This window comes from Cohnella phaseoli (assembly GCF_003386235.1).
GTDB classification, from domain to species: Bacteria; Bacillota; Bacilli; order Paenibacillales; family Paenibacillaceae; genus Cohnella; species Cohnella phaseoli.
On sequence record NZ_QRDZ01000017.1, the window covers coordinates 44,568 to 66,049 of the forward strand.

General features: G+C 49.5%; 18 protein-coding genes. 16 read left to right on the top strand and 2 right to left on the bottom strand.

What is annotated here, in order from left to right; translation table 11 throughout:
• The first annotated feature begins 75 nt into the window (after nt 1–75).
• The 6 genes from DFP98_RS20565 (at nt 76) to DFP98_RS20590 (ending at nt 8,326) form a co-directional block, all read left to right on the top strand.
• Complete coding sequence (locus DFP98_RS20565) at nt 76–969, top strand: carbohydrate ABC transporter permease (RefSeq protein WP_116062487.1); 894 nt, start codon at nt 76–78, stop codon at nt 967–969.
• 42 nt (nt 970–1,011) lie between these two features.
• The gene (locus DFP98_RS20570) at nt 1,012–1,842 is read left to right on the top strand and encodes a carbohydrate ABC transporter permease (RefSeq protein ID WP_116062488.1); all 831 of its coding nucleotides are present in this window, start codon (nt 1,012–1,014) and stop codon (nt 1,840–1,842) included.
• Between the two features lie 86 nt (nt 1,843–1,928).
• Entirely contained in the window at nt 1,929–3,056 is a 1,128-nt protein-coding gene (locus DFP98_RS20575) for a GntR family transcriptional regulator (protein ID WP_181917824.1), read from the top strand.
• 180 nt (nt 3,057–3,236) lie between these two features.
• On the top strand, nt 3,237–6,035 hold the full coding sequence (locus DFP98_RS20580) for an alpha-mannosidase (RefSeq protein ID WP_116062490.1): 2,799 nt from the start codon (nt 3,237–3,239) through the stop codon (nt 6,033–6,035).
• 22 nt (nt 6,036–6,057) lie between these two features.
• On the top strand, nt 6,058–7,383 hold the full coding sequence (locus tag DFP98_RS20585) for a glycosyl hydrolase family 28-related protein (RefSeq protein ID WP_116062491.1): 1,326 nt from the start codon (nt 6,058–6,060) through the stop codon (nt 7,381–7,383).
• Between the two features lie 292 nt (nt 7,384–7,675).
• A complete protein-coding gene (locus tag DFP98_RS20590) occupies nt 7,676–8,326 on the top strand; it encodes a DUF6630 family protein (protein ID WP_116062492.1) in 651 nt (216 codons plus the stop codon).
• A gap of 30 nt (nt 8,327–8,356) precedes the next feature.
• Here DFP98_RS20590 and DFP98_RS20595 read toward each other — a convergent pair whose 3' ends face one another.
• The gene (locus DFP98_RS20595) at nt 8,357–8,716 is read right to left on the bottom strand and encodes a hypothetical protein (RefSeq protein WP_116062493.1); all 360 of its coding nucleotides are present in this window, start codon (nt 8,714–8,716) and stop codon (nt 8,357–8,359) included.
• Between the two features lie 237 nt (nt 8,717–8,953).
• On the opposite strand from DFP98_RS20595, the gene DFP98_RS20600 reads away from it, so the two are divergent.
• From DFP98_RS20600 to DFP98_RS20615, 4 genes are all read left to right on the top strand, one after another.
• Nucleotides 8,954–10,522: a hypothetical protein gene (locus DFP98_RS20600; protein WP_116062494.1), complete on the top strand. Its 1,569-nt coding sequence runs from the start codon at nt 8,954–8,956 to the stop codon at nt 10,520–10,522.
• Nucleotides 10,523–10,681: 159 nt separating this feature from the next.
• Entirely contained in the window at nt 10,682–11,041 is a 360-nt protein-coding gene (locus tag DFP98_RS20605) for a HesB/IscA family protein (RefSeq protein ID WP_342772501.1), read from the top strand.
• Between the two features lie 61 nt (nt 11,042–11,102).
• A complete protein-coding gene (locus DFP98_RS20610; protein WP_116062496.1) occupies nt 11,103–11,354 on the top strand; it encodes a 4Fe-4S dicluster domain-containing protein in 252 nt (83 codons plus the stop codon).
• Between the two features lie 37 nt (nt 11,355–11,391).
• Nucleotides 11,392–11,670: a HesB/YadR/YfhF family protein gene (locus DFP98_RS20615; protein ID WP_147310247.1), complete on the top strand. Its 279-nt coding sequence runs from the start codon at nt 11,392–11,394 to the stop codon at nt 11,668–11,670.
• A gap of 109 nt (nt 11,671–11,779) precedes the next feature.
• On the opposite strand, the gene DFP98_RS20620 is transcribed toward DFP98_RS20615, so the two are convergent.
• A complete protein-coding gene (locus DFP98_RS20620; protein WP_116062498.1) occupies nt 11,780–12,502 on the bottom strand; it encodes a GDSL-type esterase/lipase family protein in 723 nt (240 codons plus the stop codon).
• 273 nt (nt 12,503–12,775) lie between these two features.
• Here DFP98_RS20620 and DFP98_RS20625 point away from each other — a divergent pair, with 273 nt between their 5' ends.
• The 6 genes from DFP98_RS20625 to DFP98_RS20650 all read left to right on the top strand — a co-directional run bounded on the left by DFP98_RS20625 (nt 12,776) and on the right by DFP98_RS20650 (nt 21,063).
• Complete coding sequence (locus tag DFP98_RS20625) at nt 12,776–15,139, top strand: AraC family transcriptional regulator (protein ID WP_116062499.1); 2,364 nt, start codon at nt 12,776–12,778, stop codon at nt 15,137–15,139.
• 143 nt (nt 15,140–15,282) lie between these two features.
• Nucleotides 15,283–16,224 (top strand): ABC transporter permease, encoded by a 942-nt coding sequence (locus DFP98_RS20630; protein WP_116062500.1) that lies wholly within the window; start codon nt 15,283–15,285, stop codon nt 16,222–16,224.
• Nucleotides 16,225–16,237: 13 nt separating this feature from the next.
• Nucleotides 16,238–17,113 carry a carbohydrate ABC transporter permease gene (locus tag DFP98_RS20635; protein ID WP_116062501.1) on the top strand — a complete coding sequence of 292 codons (876 nt, stop codon included), beginning with the start codon at nt 16,238–16,240 and terminating at the stop codon, nt 17,111–17,113.
• 55 nt (nt 17,114–17,168) lie between these two features.
• Nucleotides 17,169–18,728 (top strand): extracellular solute-binding protein, encoded by a 1,560-nt coding sequence (locus DFP98_RS20640; RefSeq protein WP_116062502.1) that lies wholly within the window; start codon nt 17,169–17,171, stop codon nt 18,726–18,728.
• 22 nt (nt 18,729–18,750) lie between these two features.
• Nucleotides 18,751–20,403 carry a hypothetical protein gene (locus DFP98_RS20645; RefSeq protein WP_116062503.1) on the top strand — a complete coding sequence of 551 codons (1,653 nt, stop codon included), beginning with the start codon at nt 18,751–18,753 and terminating at the stop codon, nt 20,401–20,403.
• Between the two features lie 111 nt (nt 20,404–20,514).
• Nucleotides 20,515–21,063 carry a hypothetical protein gene (locus DFP98_RS20650; RefSeq protein ID WP_116062504.1) on the top strand — a complete coding sequence of 183 codons (549 nt, stop codon included), beginning with the start codon at nt 20,515–20,517 and terminating at the stop codon, nt 21,061–21,063.
• Nucleotides 21,064–21,482 lie beyond the last annotated feature (419 nt).

A 21,482-nucleotide genomic window follows, 5' to 3' on the forward strand; every position in this document is an offset into this window, starting at 1 on the left:
GGGCGGGCTAGCCTTTGCAGGTCTGCGAGGCCGGCCCTGCTTTTCATTCCATACACCGGAGGAGATGGATGGAGATTGGCTTCGAAAATCGATTTTCGCGCATTGTTCAAAAACAAATGGCTATATGTCGGATTGCTTCCGTCATTCGTCCTGCTCGCCATATTCTCGTATTATCCGTTTTTCAATTCGTTTTACACTTCATTGCTTGATTCAAACGGCGTCAATCACAACAAGTTCGTCTGGTTCGCCAATTTCGTCGAACTGCTGACGGACGATGCCGAGTTTTACCCCGCGCTAAAGGTGATGGCGATCTTTGCAGTGGCCGACGTATTGAAGGCGGTCAGCGTCCCCTTGTTTGTGGCGCTCATGATCCACCACCTTCGCAGCGAGCGGGCCAAGTATGTTTTCCGCGTGCTGCTCGTCGTTCCGGCGGTTGTCCCGAGCATGGTCGGGCTGCTTTTATGGAAAAGCTTTTTGAGTGAAACGGGTATGATCAACGAGCTTCTAAAAGCAATCGGACTCGGGCAACTTGCGGCAAGCTGGCTCGGAAACGAGGATACGGTCATTGGAGCTCTCATTTTTATCGGGTTTCCATGGGTAAACGGCGTCGGTACATTAATCTTGCTGGCCGGCCTGATCAATATTTCCAAGGAGCTATACGACGCTGGGCGCGTCGATGGCGTTTCGGCCTGGCGGCGAATGTGGAGTATCGAAATCCCGTTAATTCTGCCGCAGCTTAGATTGCTGATCATTCTGACGATCATCGGCAGCATCCAATCGTACGAAGGCATCTTGGTCATCACGCAAGGCGGGCCGTACGGTGTTACGAATGTGCCGGGACTCATGTTGTACAACAATGCCTTCAGCTATGGCCGCGTCGGCTACGCTTCCGCGATCGGCGTCGTGCTGTTCTTGCTCATTATCGGTTTTACCTACATTAATAATCGCTATAATCGTGTGGACGCATGATGCCGGACAACAGCAACTTGAACATGCAGAGGAGGGAATGCGGTGCGCAACCGCGGATGGATCTTGTTTGAAGCGCTCCGCTATATCGGGTTGAGCGTGATGATGGCTGTCTCGCTATACGGTTTCTTTTTCATGATCATGAACTCGTTTAAGACGGAAGCACAGATGACGATCAATTACTGGCTGCCGGAGTGGAAGAATCCTGCCTGGGAAAATTACGGATTCGGGTGGAAGGCTGTCTCGCCCTACATTTGGAACAGTATCTATATTGGACTCCTTACTGTGGCGGGAACATTGCTGGTCGGCGTAATCTCTGCCTATATTTTCGCCCGGTTCCGCTTCCGGGGGAAAGAAACGCTGTATATCGCCGTCATCTCTCTTATGATGATCCCGGGCATTCTGACCTTCATTCCCTCCTTCATCATCGTGCAGAAGCTTGGCCTGTTGAATTCTCCGCTCGCGCTAATTATCCCGGGAATCGCCGGCGGGCAGGTCATGGCCGTCTTTCTCCTTCGCTCCTTCTTCGAGCAAATATCGAGGGAGCTGCTGGAGGCGGCAAGAGTCGACGGCGCGACCGAAGGAGGTATTCTGTTGCGAATCGTGCTGCCGCTGGCGATTCCGATGGTCATGACGATCTCGATTTTGACGCTGCTCGGCTCCTGGAATTCCTATATTTGGCCGCTGGTAACGATCAGTGACCAGGCCTATTGGACTCTTCCGCTGGGCATCGCGAACATCAGCAGCGGATACGACGTCAAACGAACGCAGATGTACGCTGCATACACGGTCGCTTCGCTGCCGTTGATGGCGGTCTTCTTGTTTACGATGAGATACTTTATCGAAGGGCTCAGCTCCGGTTCCGTCAAAGGCTGACTTCATTGACAAACATATTCGTTCTAGTTAAACTGGACACAAGATTTGTAATGTCAAATACGAAATATGTTGTCAAAGGAGTAACCATGGAATCGGAATCACCTAAATACTTGCAGATCAAGCAGTACATCGTTAGGAAGATTAATCAGGGCGAATTCAAGCCGCATGATCAGATCCCGACAGAGTTTATGTTGTCGGAGAAGTTCAGCGTCAGCCGGATTACGTCCAACCGGGCTATTCGCGAGCTGGAGATGGAAGGATATATTTATCGGACGCGGGGCAAAGGCAGCTTCGTGGCGTCTCCCGGCGATCGTCAGTCTGGCGCGGGTGATGGATACTCCGTGCCGGATGAGTCACGCAGAGTTGCTGTGATTTTTGCGGATGTCCAGCATCACCAGTACGGCTATACCACCTGTATGGAAATATTGCTGGGCGCACAGCGGGTGCTTGCCCAGCACGGATACGACGTGTCTATTTTTTTCAGCGATGAAAGTCAAGAGCAGGAGCAGAGCCTAATCGCTGCGGCTTCGAGCGGTCAATTCGCCGGATTTCTCCTTTTGCCAATGTCCAGCAATCATGAGCACGAGGAATTGAAGCAACTGAACGATCGGCGTTTTCCGTTCGTCATTATCGACCGCGCGATCGGAACGCTGCGAACGAATCTGGTCACTTCCGACAACTTTGACGGCGCTTACCAAGCGGTTTCTTATCTGATTGAGCAAGGGCATCGTAATATCGCTTTCGTGTCGCTCAAGATCGACTATGCTTCATCGGTGCACGAGCGGTATAGAGGTTACTGCGAAGCATTGAGCGATTACCGGATTCCGCTGCGACGGGAGCTGGTTATGGAAGACTACAGTCCGGCTAATATGGCGGCGATCGCTGAACGGCTCACGGAACATATTCAATCTCCTGCGGACAATGTAACGGCAGTATTCGCCATCAATGACGAAATTGCTATTGATGCGATGAAGGCGCTGGTACAGCGCGGCGTGGCAATACCGGATGACGTCAGTCTGATCGGCTTCGACGATTCTCCCATGCTGGAGCATGTGTCGATTCCGCTCAGCTCCGTCAAGCAGTTTCGCAAGCGGCTCGGCGAACAGGCCGGAGAAATGCTTGTCCGGCATATCGAGGACCGGGAGCTGCCGCTGGAGCATGTGATGCTGAACACGAAGCTGGTCGTCCGCAAGTCGACAGGCAAGGCAAAATAATAATAACAGTACCGCTTTGCAACAATTGCAAGGCGGTACTGCTGACAACTCCGCTGGCGGCACTATTTTCGCCGCCGGCCGCATGATGATCGAACGATCGACTGGCTGAGAAAGTGTATGTGAGCTTTTTTTTAATTATAAAGGTCATGTCAACATGTCAAAAGGAGCTGTATACAGCTGATGAAACGCATTTATATTGTGCCTCATACCCATTGGGATCGGGAATGGTATTTGCCCTATCAACATTATCGCATCCGTCTAACCCGGCTAGTCAAAGAACTTCTGAATATTCTCGACAACGATCCCGACTATGTCAGCTACCATCTCGACGGGCAGTCCAGCGTACTGGACGATTACTTGGAAATTCATCCGGAGGATCGGGAAAGGCTTCGCACCCGTATCGTCGAGGGACGCATTAAGGTCGGGCCTTGGTACGTGCAGCCGGACGAATCGCTCGTAAGCGGGGAATCGTTAATTCGCAACTTCGCCCTGGGAATCCGAAAGGCGGAGGGGATGGGCGGCAGTCTAAAGTTTGGCTACTTGCCGGATATGTTCGGACACATCTCGCAATTGCCGCAAGTGTTGAGGGGATTCGGCATGTCGCAGGCAGTCTTCTGGAGAGGTCTTGGCGAAGTCGCTGCCCGAAGCCAATCCGAACTGACGTGGGAAGGGGCGGATGGCAGCGAGCTGTTCGCCTACAGGCTATCCAATCAGTTGGGCTACTCGGAGTTGTTCCACCTTTATTCAGATCCGGGTAAAGCGGCTGAACAAATCCGCGGGGCGGTAGAGCGCCATCTTGCTCCTGCATCGGGTATCGATACGCTGCTGTTGATGGTGGGTGTGGATCATATGGAGCCGCAGCGCGATCTGTCCCGCATCATCCGCGAAGCAACCCCTCTGCTGCCGGAATACGAGCTGGTGTTCGGCACGCTTGATGAATTTCTAAACGAAGCAGAGAGGATAACGCACGGAAAGAACCTGTTCAAGGCGTTTGGAGAGCTTCGCGATACGAACCGTGTCACTACCGGCGCATTTAATTTTCTGTTGGCAAACGTGCTGTCGTCGCGAATGTACTTGAAGCAGGCCAATGCACAGGCCCAATACTTGCTGGAACGATGGGCGGAGCCGTTTTCAGTCATAGCGAGCGATCTGGGGGCCAGCAGCTATCCGACCGGCTTGCTTGAGCAGAGCTGGACCTATCTGCTGCAGAACCACCCGCATGACTCCATATGCGGCTGCAGCCGGGACGAGGTTCACCGGCAGATGATGACGCGTTTCGATTGGTCGACGGAGATCTCCGGACAACTAAGGGACGAGGCCCTCTATTCGCTAATGGCCCAAATCGACGCTTCGGCCCTTCCAAAAGAACGCATCGTATTCCATGTCATCAATCCGCTCGAGCGGACGCGCCGCGATATCGTTATGACGGAGCTGTACCTGCCTGCCAACGAGCCTTCCTTCCGGACGATCGATATTTACGATTCGGAGGGGAATAGGCTTCCGAGTCAATTGCTGGATGTGCGGCCTGAATTCCGCTGTGTTCACCATCATGAGACAGGCTTGCGCGATATGGCGATGCTGCATAACGCAGCTCCTCCAGAAGAGCGAGGCATTTTGCCGGGGCTGGAATATTCGCTGAAGGCGACAGTCGCATTTATGCCGCAGACGCTGCCCGCACTTGGTTATGCAACCTTCACGGCAGTTCCGAACCGTAAGCGGGTACCGGAACGGGGAATTATTGTGAAAGGGCATTCGCTGGAGAACGAATGGCTTAAAGCAGACGTGCATTTCGACGGCAGCATAACGCTTTATGACAAGAAGAGCGACCAATGCTATGAAGGGCTGCTCGTATTCGAGGACGGCGGCGATGGCGGCGACGGTTATACCTACTCCGCCCCGCTGATCGATGAGGTGTTCACTTCAAGAGGGATTCAGGCTGCTGTGTCGGTCAGCGCAGATGGAGAGGCGCTCGGGGCACTGCGCATCGAGCGCAGTTGGGAGCTGCCTGCGGCTTTGGCGCCTGATCGCAAACGCCGGGCTTCGGAGAGACGGACCTGCCGGCTCGTTACAGAAGTAAGTCTGGGAGTGGAGGACGAATGGCTTGGCGTGAAAGTCACCTTTGACAATCAGGCTGCGGATCACCGGTTGCGGGTGGCGTTTCCGACGGGACTGAAAAGCGAGACTTCCTGGGCTTCCGCCGCGTTCGATCTTGTGGAGAGGTCCGTGAAGGTCGTTCAACCGGACGAGGAGGCGTGGATCGAGGATGCCGTAGGCGTCTTCCCCAATCACGGTTTTGCCGGTATTACAGATGCCGGCGGTAAGCTGGGCTTTGCCGTTGCGCCTCTTGGCTTGCCCGAATGCGAAGTGGCCGCAGACGGTACATTGTACTTGACGCTGCTGCGTGCGGTCGGCTATCTGGGTTCGCCGGATCCGCTGACGATCGTGAGCGGTGCCGGACCGAATTTTCCGACACCGGATGGACAGTGCCCGGGAACGCATACGTTCCGCTTCGCTCTAGTGCCGCATCAAGGTCGTCCGCTGGAAGGAGAAGTATGGCGGAAAGCGCATGAGCATCATTTGGCGGTGCGTACGGTTCAAATGCGGCATGCGGTGACGGTTGGAGAGAAGAACGCGACGGATGGAACCGGAGCGCTGCCCATGACGCAATCGTTCCTCCAACTGGGCGGGGAGCGGCATCCTTTCGTCCTGTCCGCGCTGAAAAAGGCGGATTCGCGCGACAGCATCCTGATCCGTTTGTTCAATGCGTCAGATGTCACGGGTCGGACGACGCTCCGCTGGTGGCAGAAGATCGGTGAAGCTTATTCCGTAGATTTGGCGGAAAACCGGATCGCTCCATTAACTATATCGGATGAGCACGAGATCGCTATTGAGGCGGACGGTAAAAAAATACTCACGATCGAGGTAGTGCCTAGATTGCAAGTTGTAGCATCTCAACTGTCTTCTGTTATATTTTCTTAAGAAAATGAAGGAGGAATCGTAGATGACGAGACAATTGAAATTCCGCAAGCGAATACTGGCTGCTATGCTGGCGGCGGTTGTACTAGGGGGAGGTACTATAGTTGCACCTATTTCGGCCGATGCGGCGAGCGCGACGGATTACAACGTAAAAGCGGCACCCTACAATGCGGCCGGTGACGGCATAGCGGACGATACGGCCGCGATTCAGAGCGCGATTAATGATGCACAGAGCGCAGGCGGAGGCGTTGTATTTTTTCCTAAAGGGAGTTATAAATTAAGTTCGACACTGGAAATAACCGGACATAACGTACAACTGGAAGGGACAGGAAAGGGGGCGTCCGTTTTCCTCAACAAGGGAGAGGATGCTGTCATTCATATCGGGACAGGGACCGGACAGACGACGCATAATAAGGTGAAAAACTTGACGATTGATCGTTCCGTAGCCCCGAATGCCGACATCGTCAATTCGCCATCGTACGGAATACGCGTGGAAGGGGCGCGTTTCACGACTTTGGACGGCGTTAACGTCTACAATGCCGCATATGGCATTTCCGTCGGCGTGAAAGGCAATACACAATTGAATACACAGTTTGTAACTATCCTTAACAGTAATGTGATGACGACTGGGAGTATGCAGCCGACATCGGTTTTTCCAGGCGCTAATATCGTGTTCTGGTCCGGCGCCGATTACAAATTGTCAAAAACATTTGTGGAGCCGACAAATATAGGCGTACTGATGGAAGGCAACTCAAACGGCATCAATATCGATTCGACGACTGTTATTAACGGTGCTGCTTTTAATTATGGGATCATGAGTGTCGGCAACGGATTTGCTCGTTATATCGTCAACAGTATTCTTGAGAACGCCCATCATCAGCAGATTTACATTGGGGGAGAGTCGGAGCGCGTCACAGTGGCGAATTCTTGGATCGGTGCGGGAGACGAGGAGGGGACGACAACGCGGATCGGCATCCTGATCGAATCGGGAGCACGCAAGGTCACGATTGCAGATAATCGTATTGGCGACCAGCAGCTTCAAGGCATTTTCTCGAAGGGAGATAATGTAACGATTACTGGAAACCTGCTGGAACGCAATGTCGTGCGCAATCGGTTGAATCCTGCCAATTGTATGTCCTGCGACAGCTTGCAGATCGAAGGCGGGAAGCATGTGATTGTGAGCGAGAATCGGGTGTTCAGCGATTTTGATCGTAACGGCATCGGGCTTTATGATGATGGAGCTCGCAAATTAAACTATTATATCGTAACAAGCAACGACACTTCAGAATCGGGAAGCGGCATTCAAGACGCAGCGACTGGGACGAGCAAAGCGGTTGCCAATAATCTATAATCGCTTACGTAAGTAATAAAATAAGTTAGCTGAGGTTTACGATACAGAGAGTGTCTCAATGTCACGTCATGACGAAGGGACACTCTCTTTGATTTAAAGGTTACATTCAAATGGGTACCTAGGACCAAATTAGTCGATTGGAAGGATAGAAGCGGGTTTCGTCATGTAGTAACATAGGGTGCGGGAACGTTTGTTTGGAAGGGGGAAGCAATTCATCTCCTGTTTGACCGCAAGATAATCGGCTTTGTTGCCGCTCCCAGGTGCCATTTTGAAATGAGGAGATAATCGACATATGAAACAAATGAAGTTTGTCCAAACGTTGCCGCTCATCATGACGGCAGACGAACTGGAGACAATGCAGCGTCAAATGCCTATAACCGATCCGGCGTCTCAAGCAGCGGAGGAGCAGTTGCAAACGCTAATCCGAAACGGTCTGTTGCTGCAGATCGATTGGTCCGGCGAAGAGGAGCAGCACCAGATCAGCCGGTTTTTGCAAACGCGTGCCGCCGCACTCGCCAAAGGGGATATCACGCTGCAACTGGAAGAACAACGGGCATATGCCGCCGCAGAGAACGAAGATTTGGAACGCGGCGATCATGTTCCCTATTTGCTCCGTTTTTTCGACAAGCGGCTTAAAAAGCACGGCTACACGATCAGCCTGCTGGATTGCGGCAACGATGCTTACTATGTGGTGTTGACGACGGTCGAGCAAGCCAAGCCGCTTCGGAAAACCGCATGCGAGTTCGGACCGTTCCTTTCCTTGCAAGCTAAAAAGACGAAAGCGCTCTTCACGATCTACTGTCCGAGTTGCAGAAACATGAGCGTATGGGAACTGCCGATCAACGCCCCGTTTCCAGCTGACGAGCAGTGCGAGGAATGCGGGACGATATTTTCCGACGCAGACAGCAACTTACTCGTTTCCTATGAGAAAGATTTGTGCTAGTGTATTGCGCCCCGAATCATTCGAATGTCTTCAGACGCGCGCAAGCTTCAGCAGCCAACTGGAAGTGCGGTCCAGAGTACGTGTATTTCGCGCGCTGTTGATGACGGCAATGTTTAGGAAGATCCGGACCCCGTCTCCGGTCCGGTTGTTGAAAAGCACTTTGTTCGGTTGCAAATCTCCGGCACCTCCGCGAACGGTAAACGTTCCGGTTGAGGGCAACGCCTCCACCTTGAAAATAAATGCATCGTTAGACAGTAGGAAATTCAGGCTTTTCAACACGAGCTTTTTTCGGTTAGGCACATCAATGACGATCGTTTGTATTTCGATTCTTTGTCCGGGCAATAACTTAATCGGATTCTTCCCGCCGACAATTCCGTTTAATTGAAGCATAGCGGCACCTCCAGAACGTGAATACGACAGTATACGTCGCGAGCATGGGACAAGATTGGATGATTGTCCAAAGCGCAGCACCAATTTGAGGCTGCATCGGGTTTTTATTTTCCCGAAAAAATAGCTCTCATTTGATAAAAGTGATGGTATAGTAGTAATATCCGTCTATATGGAATCGATACCAGACGGATCGTGGACAACTTTCCCCAGAGACAAATCACGATGTTGGAGGTACTTATGACCCAGATTATGTTTAATGGAACGATTAGTCGCGACACGCTGGAAAGCTACCTTTCGCGAGCGGTTACGGCCGCGGATCTGGTCAACAGCACGACGTTGGATGACGATTTGAGAATGATAGGCAACATTGGCGCCAAGTTTCTCGGCCGCGCCTCGGGCGTGTGGCTGCTGGAACCGGATGACGACGCTCATTTCCGAAACTCGCGGACGCTTGCGGAACGCGTGCATGAGGTCGACCCGGACATTATGTTGCAGACTTGCATTTTTGAAGCCGTTTACAGCGGCGTGGAAAACATTGAAATCCCGGATTGGGTTTTCGAGGCGTTTCAATTGCCGGTCGAACGGCGTACGTTCCGTTATGCGGACATGCTGTTTGATTCGAAGCCGCAGGGGTTCGTATGGGATGGGGACGGCGGCATTCCGAACTTGAATAAGCTGGAGACGCAGCTATGGTTCTACTACAGGGCGGTGCGTTATATCGATGCCGGGTATGAAGCGATCCATATGGGACAAGTTCATTTATATACCGCTGAAGACAACGGGTTTAAGAAAACGGCCGCTTTGTTCCGGAAGATCAGGGATTACGCCAGAAACCATGCCAGACGAGGCATCGTGCTGCTTGATGCGCATACGCACGGGGTGAATATTAACGGCACGCTTTTGTTCGACTTTCATTCCATGCCTTATTCGCGGATGCCGATCTTGGATCGGACAGGAGAGAAGCTCGCACTGGTGCAAGAGGGATTCAGCGAAGGCGGCGTAACGCCAAGCGGCTGGACCTGCGATACTTTGCCGATGTTGATGGAGCTCGATAATTGGGGAGGTAAGTTCTTCGGCGAAAACGACGGCATTCCGTATGAGCGCCGAGCCTGGAAGGAGTGGTGGGGCTACGATCAAATTGCGTGGTTTGCCTCGCAGGATTCGGAGAGCCGCGATCAATTTTTGGACTATGCCTTCAAATGGACGGCCGTGAACAACCTCCATGCTTATTTGCAAATGCCGATCCGCAGAACATTAGGCAACTGCCAAATCCCGATGCCGACAAGCGGCGAAGGCGAAGCGGTATCCGACGTTTATCAAGCCAATCAGGCAAGCGACGGCTGTCCGCTCGGATTCGGTCAGGAAGAGACGATCAAGCGGCTGTGGCAGGCGGAGCATAATCTCCGAGGCCGAGCAAGCAACCCGCTCCCAAATGCATCCTTTGGCGCGGCAAACGACTTTGATCCGGAGACCGGCGTCAAGCTTCCGGCCCGCGTTATCCTTTACGGCAGCTTCCAGCACCAGGTGGGTGCGATCAATAACGATTCCAACAGCGAGACAACGCGCATGTACTATGCGGGGAACGGTCTTTATAGGCGTACGTTCGTATTTCCGTTCCGAGGCACGTTCGATTATGCCGTAGCTCCTTATGGAACGTTGTCTCAGACGTTTTCGATCGACAGTTACCCTCGAAGCGGGTCTTCGACAAAGTCGATGTTGACAGTAGAACGGGATAACGAAGTCGTGGAATTCGTCTTCGACTTCGCCAATCGGCAACTTACCGCTCATGTAGTCGAAACTTACTGATTGGATAGAAAAGCCGAAGCAGCTGATCGCAACGATCGGCTGCTTTTTCATTTATTTGATAAGTAACATTGACTTAAACGAAGAACTCGGTCTATATTCTTTAGTATACATTGTAAACTACATTGTATAAAAAGTGAAAGACTAATAAAATGAGTCGAGGTGGGAAAATTGATAGATATTAGCGAGTTTGCTTCCAAGCAAATTAAAGAAATGCTGGCCCAGAACGATGATAACTTATTCCTGCGAGTAGGTGTCGTTGATGGAGGGTGCAGCGGTTTGTCGTATGATTTAAAACTTGACGATATCCAAACAGAAGATGATTTGTATTTAGAAATAAGAGAAGTTAAAGTACTTGTCGATTCGAGGAGCATTGAGTTTCTCGAGGGCCTGAAGATCGACTACTTGGTCCAAGGGATGACAGGAGGATTCACAATGGACAATCCTAACGTTAAAGCAAGTTGCGGCTGTGGCGCGAGTTTCCGGACGGCAACATACAGAGGAAAAGCGCAAAAGTGCTGATTAACTCTCGCAACAGATGAATTAGCAGCGATTTTTATTTTATACGATAGGAGTACGAATAATGGCTTATATCATTACATCTGCTTGTATTGAAGAGACGGCAGGGGAATGCACTCTCGTTTGCCCTGTTGATTGTATAACGGAAGGTACGTCGGTTGACGGCGAACATATGTATTTTATAGATCCGGAAATCTGTATTTCTTGCGGAGCCTGTGAGGCGGTTTGTCCTGTTGGCGCAATTTATTACGAAGACGACATTCCGGCATCGGAGCATGCGTATATCGAAAAAAATAGATTGTTTTACCATAAATAAGCTTTGATCCGAGAAGATAGAGGAGGGAGAAATGATCATGTCATTTCTGGTAACAGGCGAAGCGATTCGTACCTTCAAAGAAGAATGGGGCTTGCAAAATGGGCAATACGTACGGATCTATGCAAAGTATGCCGGAGGAGGAAACAACCCTTTTTCAGTCGGTATTAATGCGAGTGCTGAGCCGGTAGATCCCGCAATTATTGTGCCTCTTGGCGGTTACCGTTTTTTCGTTGAGAAGAGCGATGAATGGATTGTAAATGATATTAAACTCGATATTGACAGTGGCGAGGATGGTATTTTCTTCACAATCGAATAGAGGGTAGCTTTTAACTGTTCGAGCCAGTAGCAGGAGCAGCAACGGGAGCGGGGGCGGGGCAGCAGCTCCCGCTGCTGCTCATTGTTAGTCCCTGTCAATCCTGAAGTTCTTACTTGCGCCCCAAGTGCAAATGAAGCAGCGGCCGAAGCGCATCCGCCCATATCTGATAGCCCCGCTCCGTCAGATGACAGAAGTCGAAGGCAATACGCTCTGAGAGTGTCCCGTCTGTTTCAAGTAAACTTGGTCCAATATCCACAAAGTTGTACTCCCGATCATTGGCTAATTGAGCATAACGCCTGTTGATCTCTTCGATCAGTTTTCGGCGCGGATGAACTGAACTTTCTTCGCGTGGGAGCAGGGCCATGATGACAATCGTCGCTTGCGGCGCATAGACATTTATACGGTCGCAGATGGCGTTCAGACCTTCGGCAATTTCATCGGGGTCGTTCGCCCGTGCGTTATTGGTTTCGCCCGTGTTGTTTGTTCCAATCAGGATTACGACAATCTTTGGATTAAGACCCTCCAATTCGCCGTGATCGAGCCGCCAAAGTACATTTTGCGTTCGATCCCAACCGAATCCGAGGTTCAGTACCCGGTAGGGCGCAAATAAGGAGTTCCAAGCTTCCTTCGACCCGTGAATGGTCCCCGTTTCGAAATCTCCTTCCCAGAAATGCGTGATAGAATCGCCAATGAGCACGATTTCCGGATCGACTTGATGCTTGACGGATAAAATCCTCTCGTGGCGCGCGCGCCAGTCGTAATGGTTATCCTCCAGTTCAGGCGTTGGAATGATCGCAGTGTTGGCTGCTTCATGTAAACCTGTATGAACCATCGTTTGTTAGCCCCTTATATCACTGATATGAACGCTCTTATTTTACCTATTGCCATACGCAGCTTCAACCCATTAAAGAGATTTACTAGAGCGCTGCATACCGATTCCCGAAGTAGAGGCAAGCGGTATATGCGATGTTGGGCTTATATGAAAAATCTATATCACTCCTCAGATAGCATAATGGGGAATTGAGTGATTTTAAAACAACATGTATACTTGCGTTAAAAACAGTAATATGGGAGAAATCGGAATTCTACGCTAGGGGGAGATCGTTTGAATAGATTTGCGGGATTAGGAAAAATCCGTTTAAACAGGACATTTTCAAAAATTTTTATTTCTTATTTGGCCATCGTATTAATATCCATCACACTTCTGTCCAGTGTGCTGTACATTCAATTTTCCCGAAGCAGTCTGGAAGAAATTCAGTTGAACCAGCGGGAGAATTTGCGTCAGACGGCGGAGCATATGAGCTTCATCAGGGAGTATATTTTCTCCCTGGGGCTGCAGACGCTGCGCGACTCGGAGGTAATGGACGTCATCTATAGCAGTGAAGTACCGGAACTTAAGAAATATACGACCTCGCTGAAGATCGCCAATATTGTCAATTCCAATCCGATCATCCATTCCATCTATCTGTATAATGCCAAAACGGGTGATATCCAATACGATTTATCCCATAATACGCCCTTATACGAAGACCCCGGCATGGTAAAGGAGCTCACTGAAATGAATACGGGGCAAACCTTCCGGTTTATTCCTCGTTCTGTATCCGTTTACGAGCCCGACGGAGAGCGCGGGGAAGAGAAAATCATTTCAGTCATCTTTACAGATCGTGTAAATCAAAGAATCCATTCCGACGAAGGCTCGACCAAGCTTCCGGCAGACGGTGCGCTAGTCATCAATCTGAAATCGGAAGATGTACAGAACGGCATGAAGTCGGCGGTGAAAGACGGAGACTCCTACACGGCAATCCTCGAAGGTGACGGTCTGGTCGTCAGCGACTCTAACCTCCGGGACTTCGGTAAAAATAGAGGGGGAGACAGCTCTATCTCCGACATCCTGTCCTCGAACGCCGATTGGGGCTATCAAGTTAGACATATCGACGGGAGCAAGGCGGTCGTATCTTACTATCGCTCGGAATCGCTTCCCTGGACATTCGTCAACATCTCGTCGTACAGCATGCTGTTCGAGAAACAGCGGAGCCTTCTGCTTACAATCTCAATTTTCTGCGCAGCGATTCTTTGCGTAGGCATCGTTTTGTCGTTGCTGGCGGCCCGGAACATCTATTTGCCGTTCGGGAAACTGATTCAGACGATCGACAACCAACTCTTTTCGCGCAAATTGCCAGGTGCGGATCGCGCGCAATCGGACGACGTCAGGTATATTTCCGACGCGTTCACGAATGTTTTAGAGCATGCGGATCATTTGGCGCTTTCGGTCAAAGACAGCAATGCCATTTTGAAAAGGGACTATTTGAAGCGCCTATTGTCCGGACATATCGAAATGGAGAAGGATATACAGGATAAAACCAGCCTATTTCAGATTCATTCTTTTTATGAAAGCGTTTCCGTGATTACCTTTTGCCTGGACGATTATTCCCGGTTTATCAAAATCCACGACAGACAGAAGCAGAACGAAATCAAAACCTCCGTCGAGCTCATCGTACATAAGCTTCTGACGCCATACTTTGCTTTTGAGCCGGTCGATTTCGATGAGGAAATGTATACCGTCCTTGTGGACGTGGGGGATAAAACGGCATACTACACCGATGCGCAAAGCGCAGTGACGAATATTCAACAAAACATCCAGCTGACTTTGGGCATTTCGGTGTCCGTGTTGATTGGACAATCCGTAAGCAGCCTGGAGGACGCCTACTTATCCTACAGTAACTGTCTGGAGCTCTTGCCCTACCGGTTCGCGCATGGCCCAAATTCCGTTCTGCACAACGACATCATCGAGCGCAAACGGACAATGGATTTCACTTCCCTCGATAAGCGCAAGAAGCGGCTGATCGAAGGATGCATGCTGTCGAACATGGAGCAGTTCAAAAGGGAATTGGACGGGATCATGGAAGGGATGAGGGGATATCCTCAGCATTATATCCTGCTTATTTTCAACCAACTCTCGCTGGATTTGCTGAAGTCCGTGGAGACGGGTTTCGATGCGGATTTCGAGGAACTCGAGTTCAACAACATCTATCGCGAATTGAACCAGGCGGACACGTTGGCGGAATTGCAAACCTGGTTCATCACATTGTGCGAGAAGATCATTCGGTTGCTCGAGAGCAGGAGGTTAAATCGAAAAACGTCCACGGTTCAAGATATTTTAGACTATATCTCCGAAAATTATCGCAAAAGCGATATCGGCATTGAGCAGCTTGCGGAAAGAGCAAGCCTTTCTCCCGGATATTTCGGCAAAATCTTCAGCGAAAGCGTAGGTAAGACGGTTAACGAATATATTACGGAGTTAAGGATGCAGACGAGTAAACGGCTGCTTGTGACTACCTCTCATCCCATCGTTGAAATTTCAGCCAGTGTCGGCTATAACAACCCGGCCTACTTTACGACCATTTTTAAAAAGCATACAGGCATGACGCCGAATCAATATCGCTCGGAGCAGCGGAAAACGGAGCATTAAGACAAAAAAATGATAAAATCCGAAAAAATCATAAGGGCTTTTTCCTGAAAAATAGAAAGAATCATCAATCATTTGGGTTTACCCCGAAACCGTACCTCGATTACGATAAGTCGTGTCAGGGCGAGAAGGAGGGGATGGCCGTTATGGCCTATGTTACGAATCGAAAGAGAAGGCGAGATGGGTTTTTAAGGGAAATTTTGAAAAACAAAATGCTTTATTTAATGACGGTGCCGGGAATTGCTTTCTTTTTAATTTTTAACTATGTTCCCATGTATGGATTGTTAATCGCTTTCAAAAGTTACAATATCCAAGACGGCATTCTCGGCAGCCCTTGGATCGGGTGGAAGAACTTCGAATTTTATTTCAAATCGATTTATGCCGCACAGACTACTTTCAACACTCTATTCTTAAACGGCTTGTTCATCGGAATCGGTCTTGTCGTCCAAGTGACGATCGCGATCCTGTTAAACGAGATCGGGAGCGCAGCAGCGAAGAAATGGTTTCAGTCCGCCTTATTCTTTCCTTATTTTCTATCCTGGATCATTGTAAGCGCTTTCGTTTATAATCTGCTTTCGGATAATGGCACCTTGAATTCCCTGTTGGAGATCATGAACTTGCCGACGGTGGCTTGGTTTAATGAAACGGACAAATGGCGGTTGATCCTGGTGCTGGCTTATTTGTGGAAATCAACCGGATTTTATGTTGTCGTCTATCTTGCCGCGATAGTAGGGATTGACAGCGAATTGTACGAAGCTGCGAAAATCGACGGGACGAACAGATTCCAGAACATTCTGTATGTGACGCTTCCCGGCATTTTACCGACGATTGTTATCATGCTGCTGCTAAGCATCGGCAGAATATTCTATGGGGACTTCCAAATGATTTATTCGCTGGTGGGAGACAATGGTATGCTGCTGCCCGTCACGGATGTGATCGATACCTATGTGTTCAGAGCCATGCGAGTATCGGGGGAGTTCGGAATGGCCACGGCAGTCGGCCTGTATCAAGCGGTGCTTGGTTTTGTGCTGGTCTCCGCTTCCAATCTCCTTGTCAAGAAATACGACAAAGACATGGCGCTTTATTAAGGAGGGGAGAATCTTGCAGCTTAGCGCAAGCTATAAACTTTTCAGGCTCTTCAATTATTTCGTTTTGACCCTGCTGTCCCTGGCTGCATTTATTCCTTTCTATTTGGTTGTCACGGTATCCCTCACCGATGAAAAAAGCATTTCCCTTAACGGCTATCAGTTGTTTCCCGACAAGGGGTCCTTAGAGGCATATCGCACGCTATTCATGAACGGATCAACGTTTCTCCAAGCCTACAAAATATCGATAACGATTACGTTGCTGGGGACGCTGCTGTCCGTTCTTGTGACTTGCCTGCTGGCTTACGCCATCTCGCGCAAACACTTGAAATACCGCAACAGAATCGCCTTATTTGTTTACTTTACGATGCTTTTTAATGGCGGAATCGTGCCGTGGTACATCATTGTAAGCAAACTGGGGCTGGTCGACAACATCCTGGCGCTGTTTGTCCCGCTGCTGGTCAATGCATGGAACGTCTTTCTGATCCGGAATTATTTCAGAGCGATTCCGGATGCGATCATGGAATCCGCAACGATTGACGGTGCAGGCGATTTGAGAACTTTTTTCCAGATCGTCATCCCGTTAGCGCTGCCAGGTCTGGCCACGATCACGTTGTTTTACATGCTTGGTTACTGGAATGATTGGTGGAACGCGCTCATGCTCATTAATAACAAAGAGTTGTATCCGCTGCAATTTCTATTGAGACAAATCTTATCCACTGTGCTGTACGCGACATCCTCCGATAGCATGGTAACCAACGTTGGGCAGCTTCCGGCGGAAGGCATTAAGATGGCTACCTGTGTGCTGACGGTCGGACCGATCATTTTCGTATATCCGTTTATACAGAAATTTTTTATCAAAGGCTTGATTTTGGGGTCTGTAAAAGGCTAGGCTTCATCCGGCAGCAGCCGGTTAAGCGATAAATAAAGTAGAGGAGCGATTCTAAATGAACAGGGTGTCAAAATGGGTCAAGTTGCTCGTAATGGGCTGTTTGGCGGTCATGGTCGCAGCGGGCTGCGGAACAAATAATGAGCAGAATGCGCCGACTTCTTCGGTAGCTTCCGGCACAGCCGGAACATCTGAAGCCCCCAAGCTGGACAAAGTGGATTTAACCTTGGTTTTGGCCGGCGATCAGCCGCCGGAGCAGAATGAGGTGCTTGCCGAAATCAACAAACGGTCGGAGCAGGAGCTGAATATCAATCTGAAGGTGCAATATATCCCGTGGGCCGACTACCAGGAGAAAATTAAAGTGATGGCGGCAGGCGGGACACCAATCGACATTTACCTCGACTTTTTCGGGAATTTGTCTTCCGCGGCTTCTCGTAAACAGGCGATACCGCTGAACGAGCTGCTGGACAAGTACGGACAGGATCTGAAAAAAGTAATTCCCCAGGCCGATTTCGACGGGTTGTCCATTGACGGCAAAATCTACGGGGTACCCGCGGTTTATCCGCGAGCGGAGATTGGCAACGTCGTCATCATTCGTAAGGATCTGAGAGAAAAATACGGGCTGCCGGAAATCACCACGCTCAATCAGTTCGAACAGTACCTGGATGCTGTCAAAAACAATGAGCCGGGAATGACCCCATTAGTTGCGAATCAAGGACGTTTCGGTTCCGCCATCGCGCGGGAAGTATATGATGGGAAAATGTGGTTTAGCTGGGGTTCCGACACCCAGCATCCTTATACGATCGATATTAACACTAAGCCGTACAAGGTCGTCAACAATTTTGAAACCGACGGGTTCAAGGAAATGATGAATTGGGGAAGGAAAGCCTATTCGAACGGGTGGTTCGCCAAGGACATTCTGATGGAGAAGAACGATCAAACGAATTTTACTTCCGGTAAAGCCGGCGCTGTGCCAGGCGATTTGTTTAGCATGTCGAATATGGTGCCGCAGTTGGAAAAGAACATCCCGGGTGCAAAGCTGGAAATGGTCATGTATAAGAAGGATCAGCCGTTGACAAACACTGCACCGACCAACAATTATTCCGCGATTTCCGCGACCAGCGCGCATCCGGAACGGGCAATGATGTTCCTGAACTGGCTTCTGAAGAGCCAGGAGAATTACGATCTGTTTATGTACGGAATTAAAGAGAAGCACTACACGCTCAAAGGGGACCTGATCGAGTTGCCTGAAGGTACCGATCTGGCGAACCGTCCTTACAACCCGACGCCTTGGTTTATTTATAATATGAAGTATCAAAGGGCGCTTACAACAGATCCGGTGGAATTTTCTGACGCATTGCAGTTCTGGAAGACGGCAAAAATCGAAAATAATCCGCTCATGAACTTTTCGTTTAATGCGGACCCGGTAAAGACGGAAAATGCCCAGATCCAGAAAGTCGTACAAGAGCTTGCCATGCCGGTTTTTACAGGAGTTCTGCAATCCGACGCCGATTATCAGAAGCTTCTCGATCAGTTGAACAAAGCCGGCATACAGAAGGTATTGGCCGAAGCTCAGAAGCAGTTGGACGAATATATAGCCAAAAATAATCTTCAATAATAAATAAGGGATGGTGTCCAGCATGAAACGTATCGTGTTGACCGTCATGATCTTTTCACTGGCATTTTGCGGATTCATTCTTAATGTGCCCCCATTTCCGAGCACCGCGCAAGCTGCGGTTGGGGAAGGGACTCCTGGAACTTTGGATGATTATTGGAATGGAAATGCCAGTTGGGTCTATCTCAAAAAGGATACCTTCACGAGTACGGGACAAGAAAACTATTCCTATGGCAATCACACCGAGGTCATGCCGGACGGCGCCTGGTATTACTTCAATCGCATACTTATAAAAACCTATAACGCAGGCTGCCCGAATAATGACGGACTGGGCACTCAGGTAAGGAAGTCGACTGACAAAGGCGCCACGTGGTCCGCGCCGGTCACGATTATCGCTCCAACTGCCGGAACGGCGTATTCGTGTTATGCGACCGACGGAGACGCTTGGTACAATCCAACCGAGAACAAGTGGCACTATCTGTTCCAATGTTGGGATGGCGTAACCTCAAGAGGATGCGAACTCGAGCGGTCCGGTTCCGACCCGATGGGTTCTTTCACCATCCAGCCGACTGGCGGAAATCCAACAATTGATCCGGGAGAGCTTTGGAACTCCATCTGTAATGTCTCAACCGATGATTGTTCGACCTTAGCCGGCGGTCCCGGTAAAGTCGATGGTGAAGGGACCTACAATATCTTTAAGTATGACGGCACCTATTATTGGGTGGCCTTCCATGGCTATGATGGCGTTAACGGCTACCAAGGGATCGCCAAGACGATAGATTTTCAGACTTGGATCGCCGGAGACGCGAGCCAAGGGGTGGCTAACGATGCCATTTTCGATCGCCTGGATTCCCAGAGCTGGCGCGAAAACTGGGACGGCGGCGTGTCGATCGGCGGCGGGAAAGGTGTCATCCTGCAGGAGGGCAGTTATTATTACAATTTGGTCGAAGCTGCCGATATTAATCTGTCATGTATGCCGAACCAAAACTGGAATTTCGGGCTTTATCGGAGCACCTCGCTTACGAGTACCAGTTGGACTCCGTTCCCGGCCGGTAATCCGATCGTATACTCTAGCAAGGCGGAGACCGGAGGTCAAAGCTATTGCCCTGCGGCCTATATGGGGATGTTCAAGGATCCGACCAACAATTTCATCTATTTGTCATACGGTCGGAGATCGGCGGATCCGAACTATGAAGGGGTATATTGGTATCGCTTGGAGAAGAGCAAAAATCTGTTAAAGAACAGCGATCTATGGACAGCAGATGCATCCAATTGGACTAAAGTAGTGAACAGTACGAACATGGTCGTCTATCGAGCGCCGAACAATTCTTGGGATGGAACGCAATACATGGAATTTAATTGTGGCGGTTCATGTACAGGGGCTAACAGTGTCTATCAAGATGTGACGATCCTCGGAGGGACTGCAGGCACGGTCCAATTCGGCGGGAAATTTATGGCCGTGGGAGGCGCGGATTCCATACTCTTGAGCGTCTATCAAATGGATCTCAATCATAACGTGTTGAAACAGGATCAACATCTGTTGTCTGTAGGCCCCAATTGGACCACCTTTGATAAATCGGGCAGCCTTCTGTCTAGTACCAGGATCTTGCGCTACCAGTTCTATTTCTATAATCCAAGTCTTAACTTCCGTGCCGATGATATGTATATGAAATATTAGGAGTGAATAGGGGCCGTACCGATGCATGAATCGGTCGGCCCCTTTCAAATATAGAAATGACAGGCAGCCTAACTTGCTGTAATTTATACTATAAATAAGGAGGAGGATTGTATGGCTATCTATTTTAATATTTCAATGCCTGTTATGGACTTTCTTACGGAGAGCCATAAAACAATGTTGAGTCATGAAGTTAAACTATATGCAGAAATATTCGTTGACGCACAGGGTGAACGTCAATATTCAGCTTTTGAAAGCAAAGAAATCGAATTGTTCGCCAGTTATTTTGACGATACTGCATATAATTCCTTTTTCTTTTCCTGCTACCCGATTCAAGATATCAAGCGATTGAATGAGTTTGGATATTTTTTCCATGTAGCTAGTTCCGATTCTATTGAAGTGAATGGCGGTAGAGAAACCGATAAAAGTCGAGAACTTATACAGATGCGGATGATATCAAAGAATCCTAACAAACAAATCCAATCTTTTTATCGCGCATTGCAAAGAGATTTGAAGAAAATTTCAGGCTTGCAAAAGCATCCCCAAAAAAATTATTTCTACTTGCCAACGGAAAAAATAATAATTCCGGCCAACTCGCATTCACAGCACACAAGAGATAATTGGGAAGATTTTTGTCTTTCCAGAATGGAGAGCGTTAAATAATACTAGGCCGCTACGCAAAAAAGTAGGGGCTGTCATAAGCGGGGGGGGGGGGGGGCTGTCTCATAAGCGGAATTGTTTTAGATAATCGATTGACAAAAAAGGGGGATGTACTTCCCGGAGACCTAATTATGCCCCACAACGTTTCCAATTTATCGGATATTAAACTTTTACGACGGATCTATTTGCACACATGAGCTTACGCAGGGAAGTTTAGTCGGAAATTCGTACAACGCAGCTCGAACCAGGCTTAAACGGCGAACGTTTGTAGGAAAAACCGCACAAAGCAATTCGGCTCAGACTCAAACGACGAACATTTGTGGGAAAAATCGTATAAATCAACCAAGATCAGGGATTGTATGCCGCTAAAGCGTCTTCGATAATTATACGAATAGCTTCTGGGGATTATCTGGAAGTGTTGT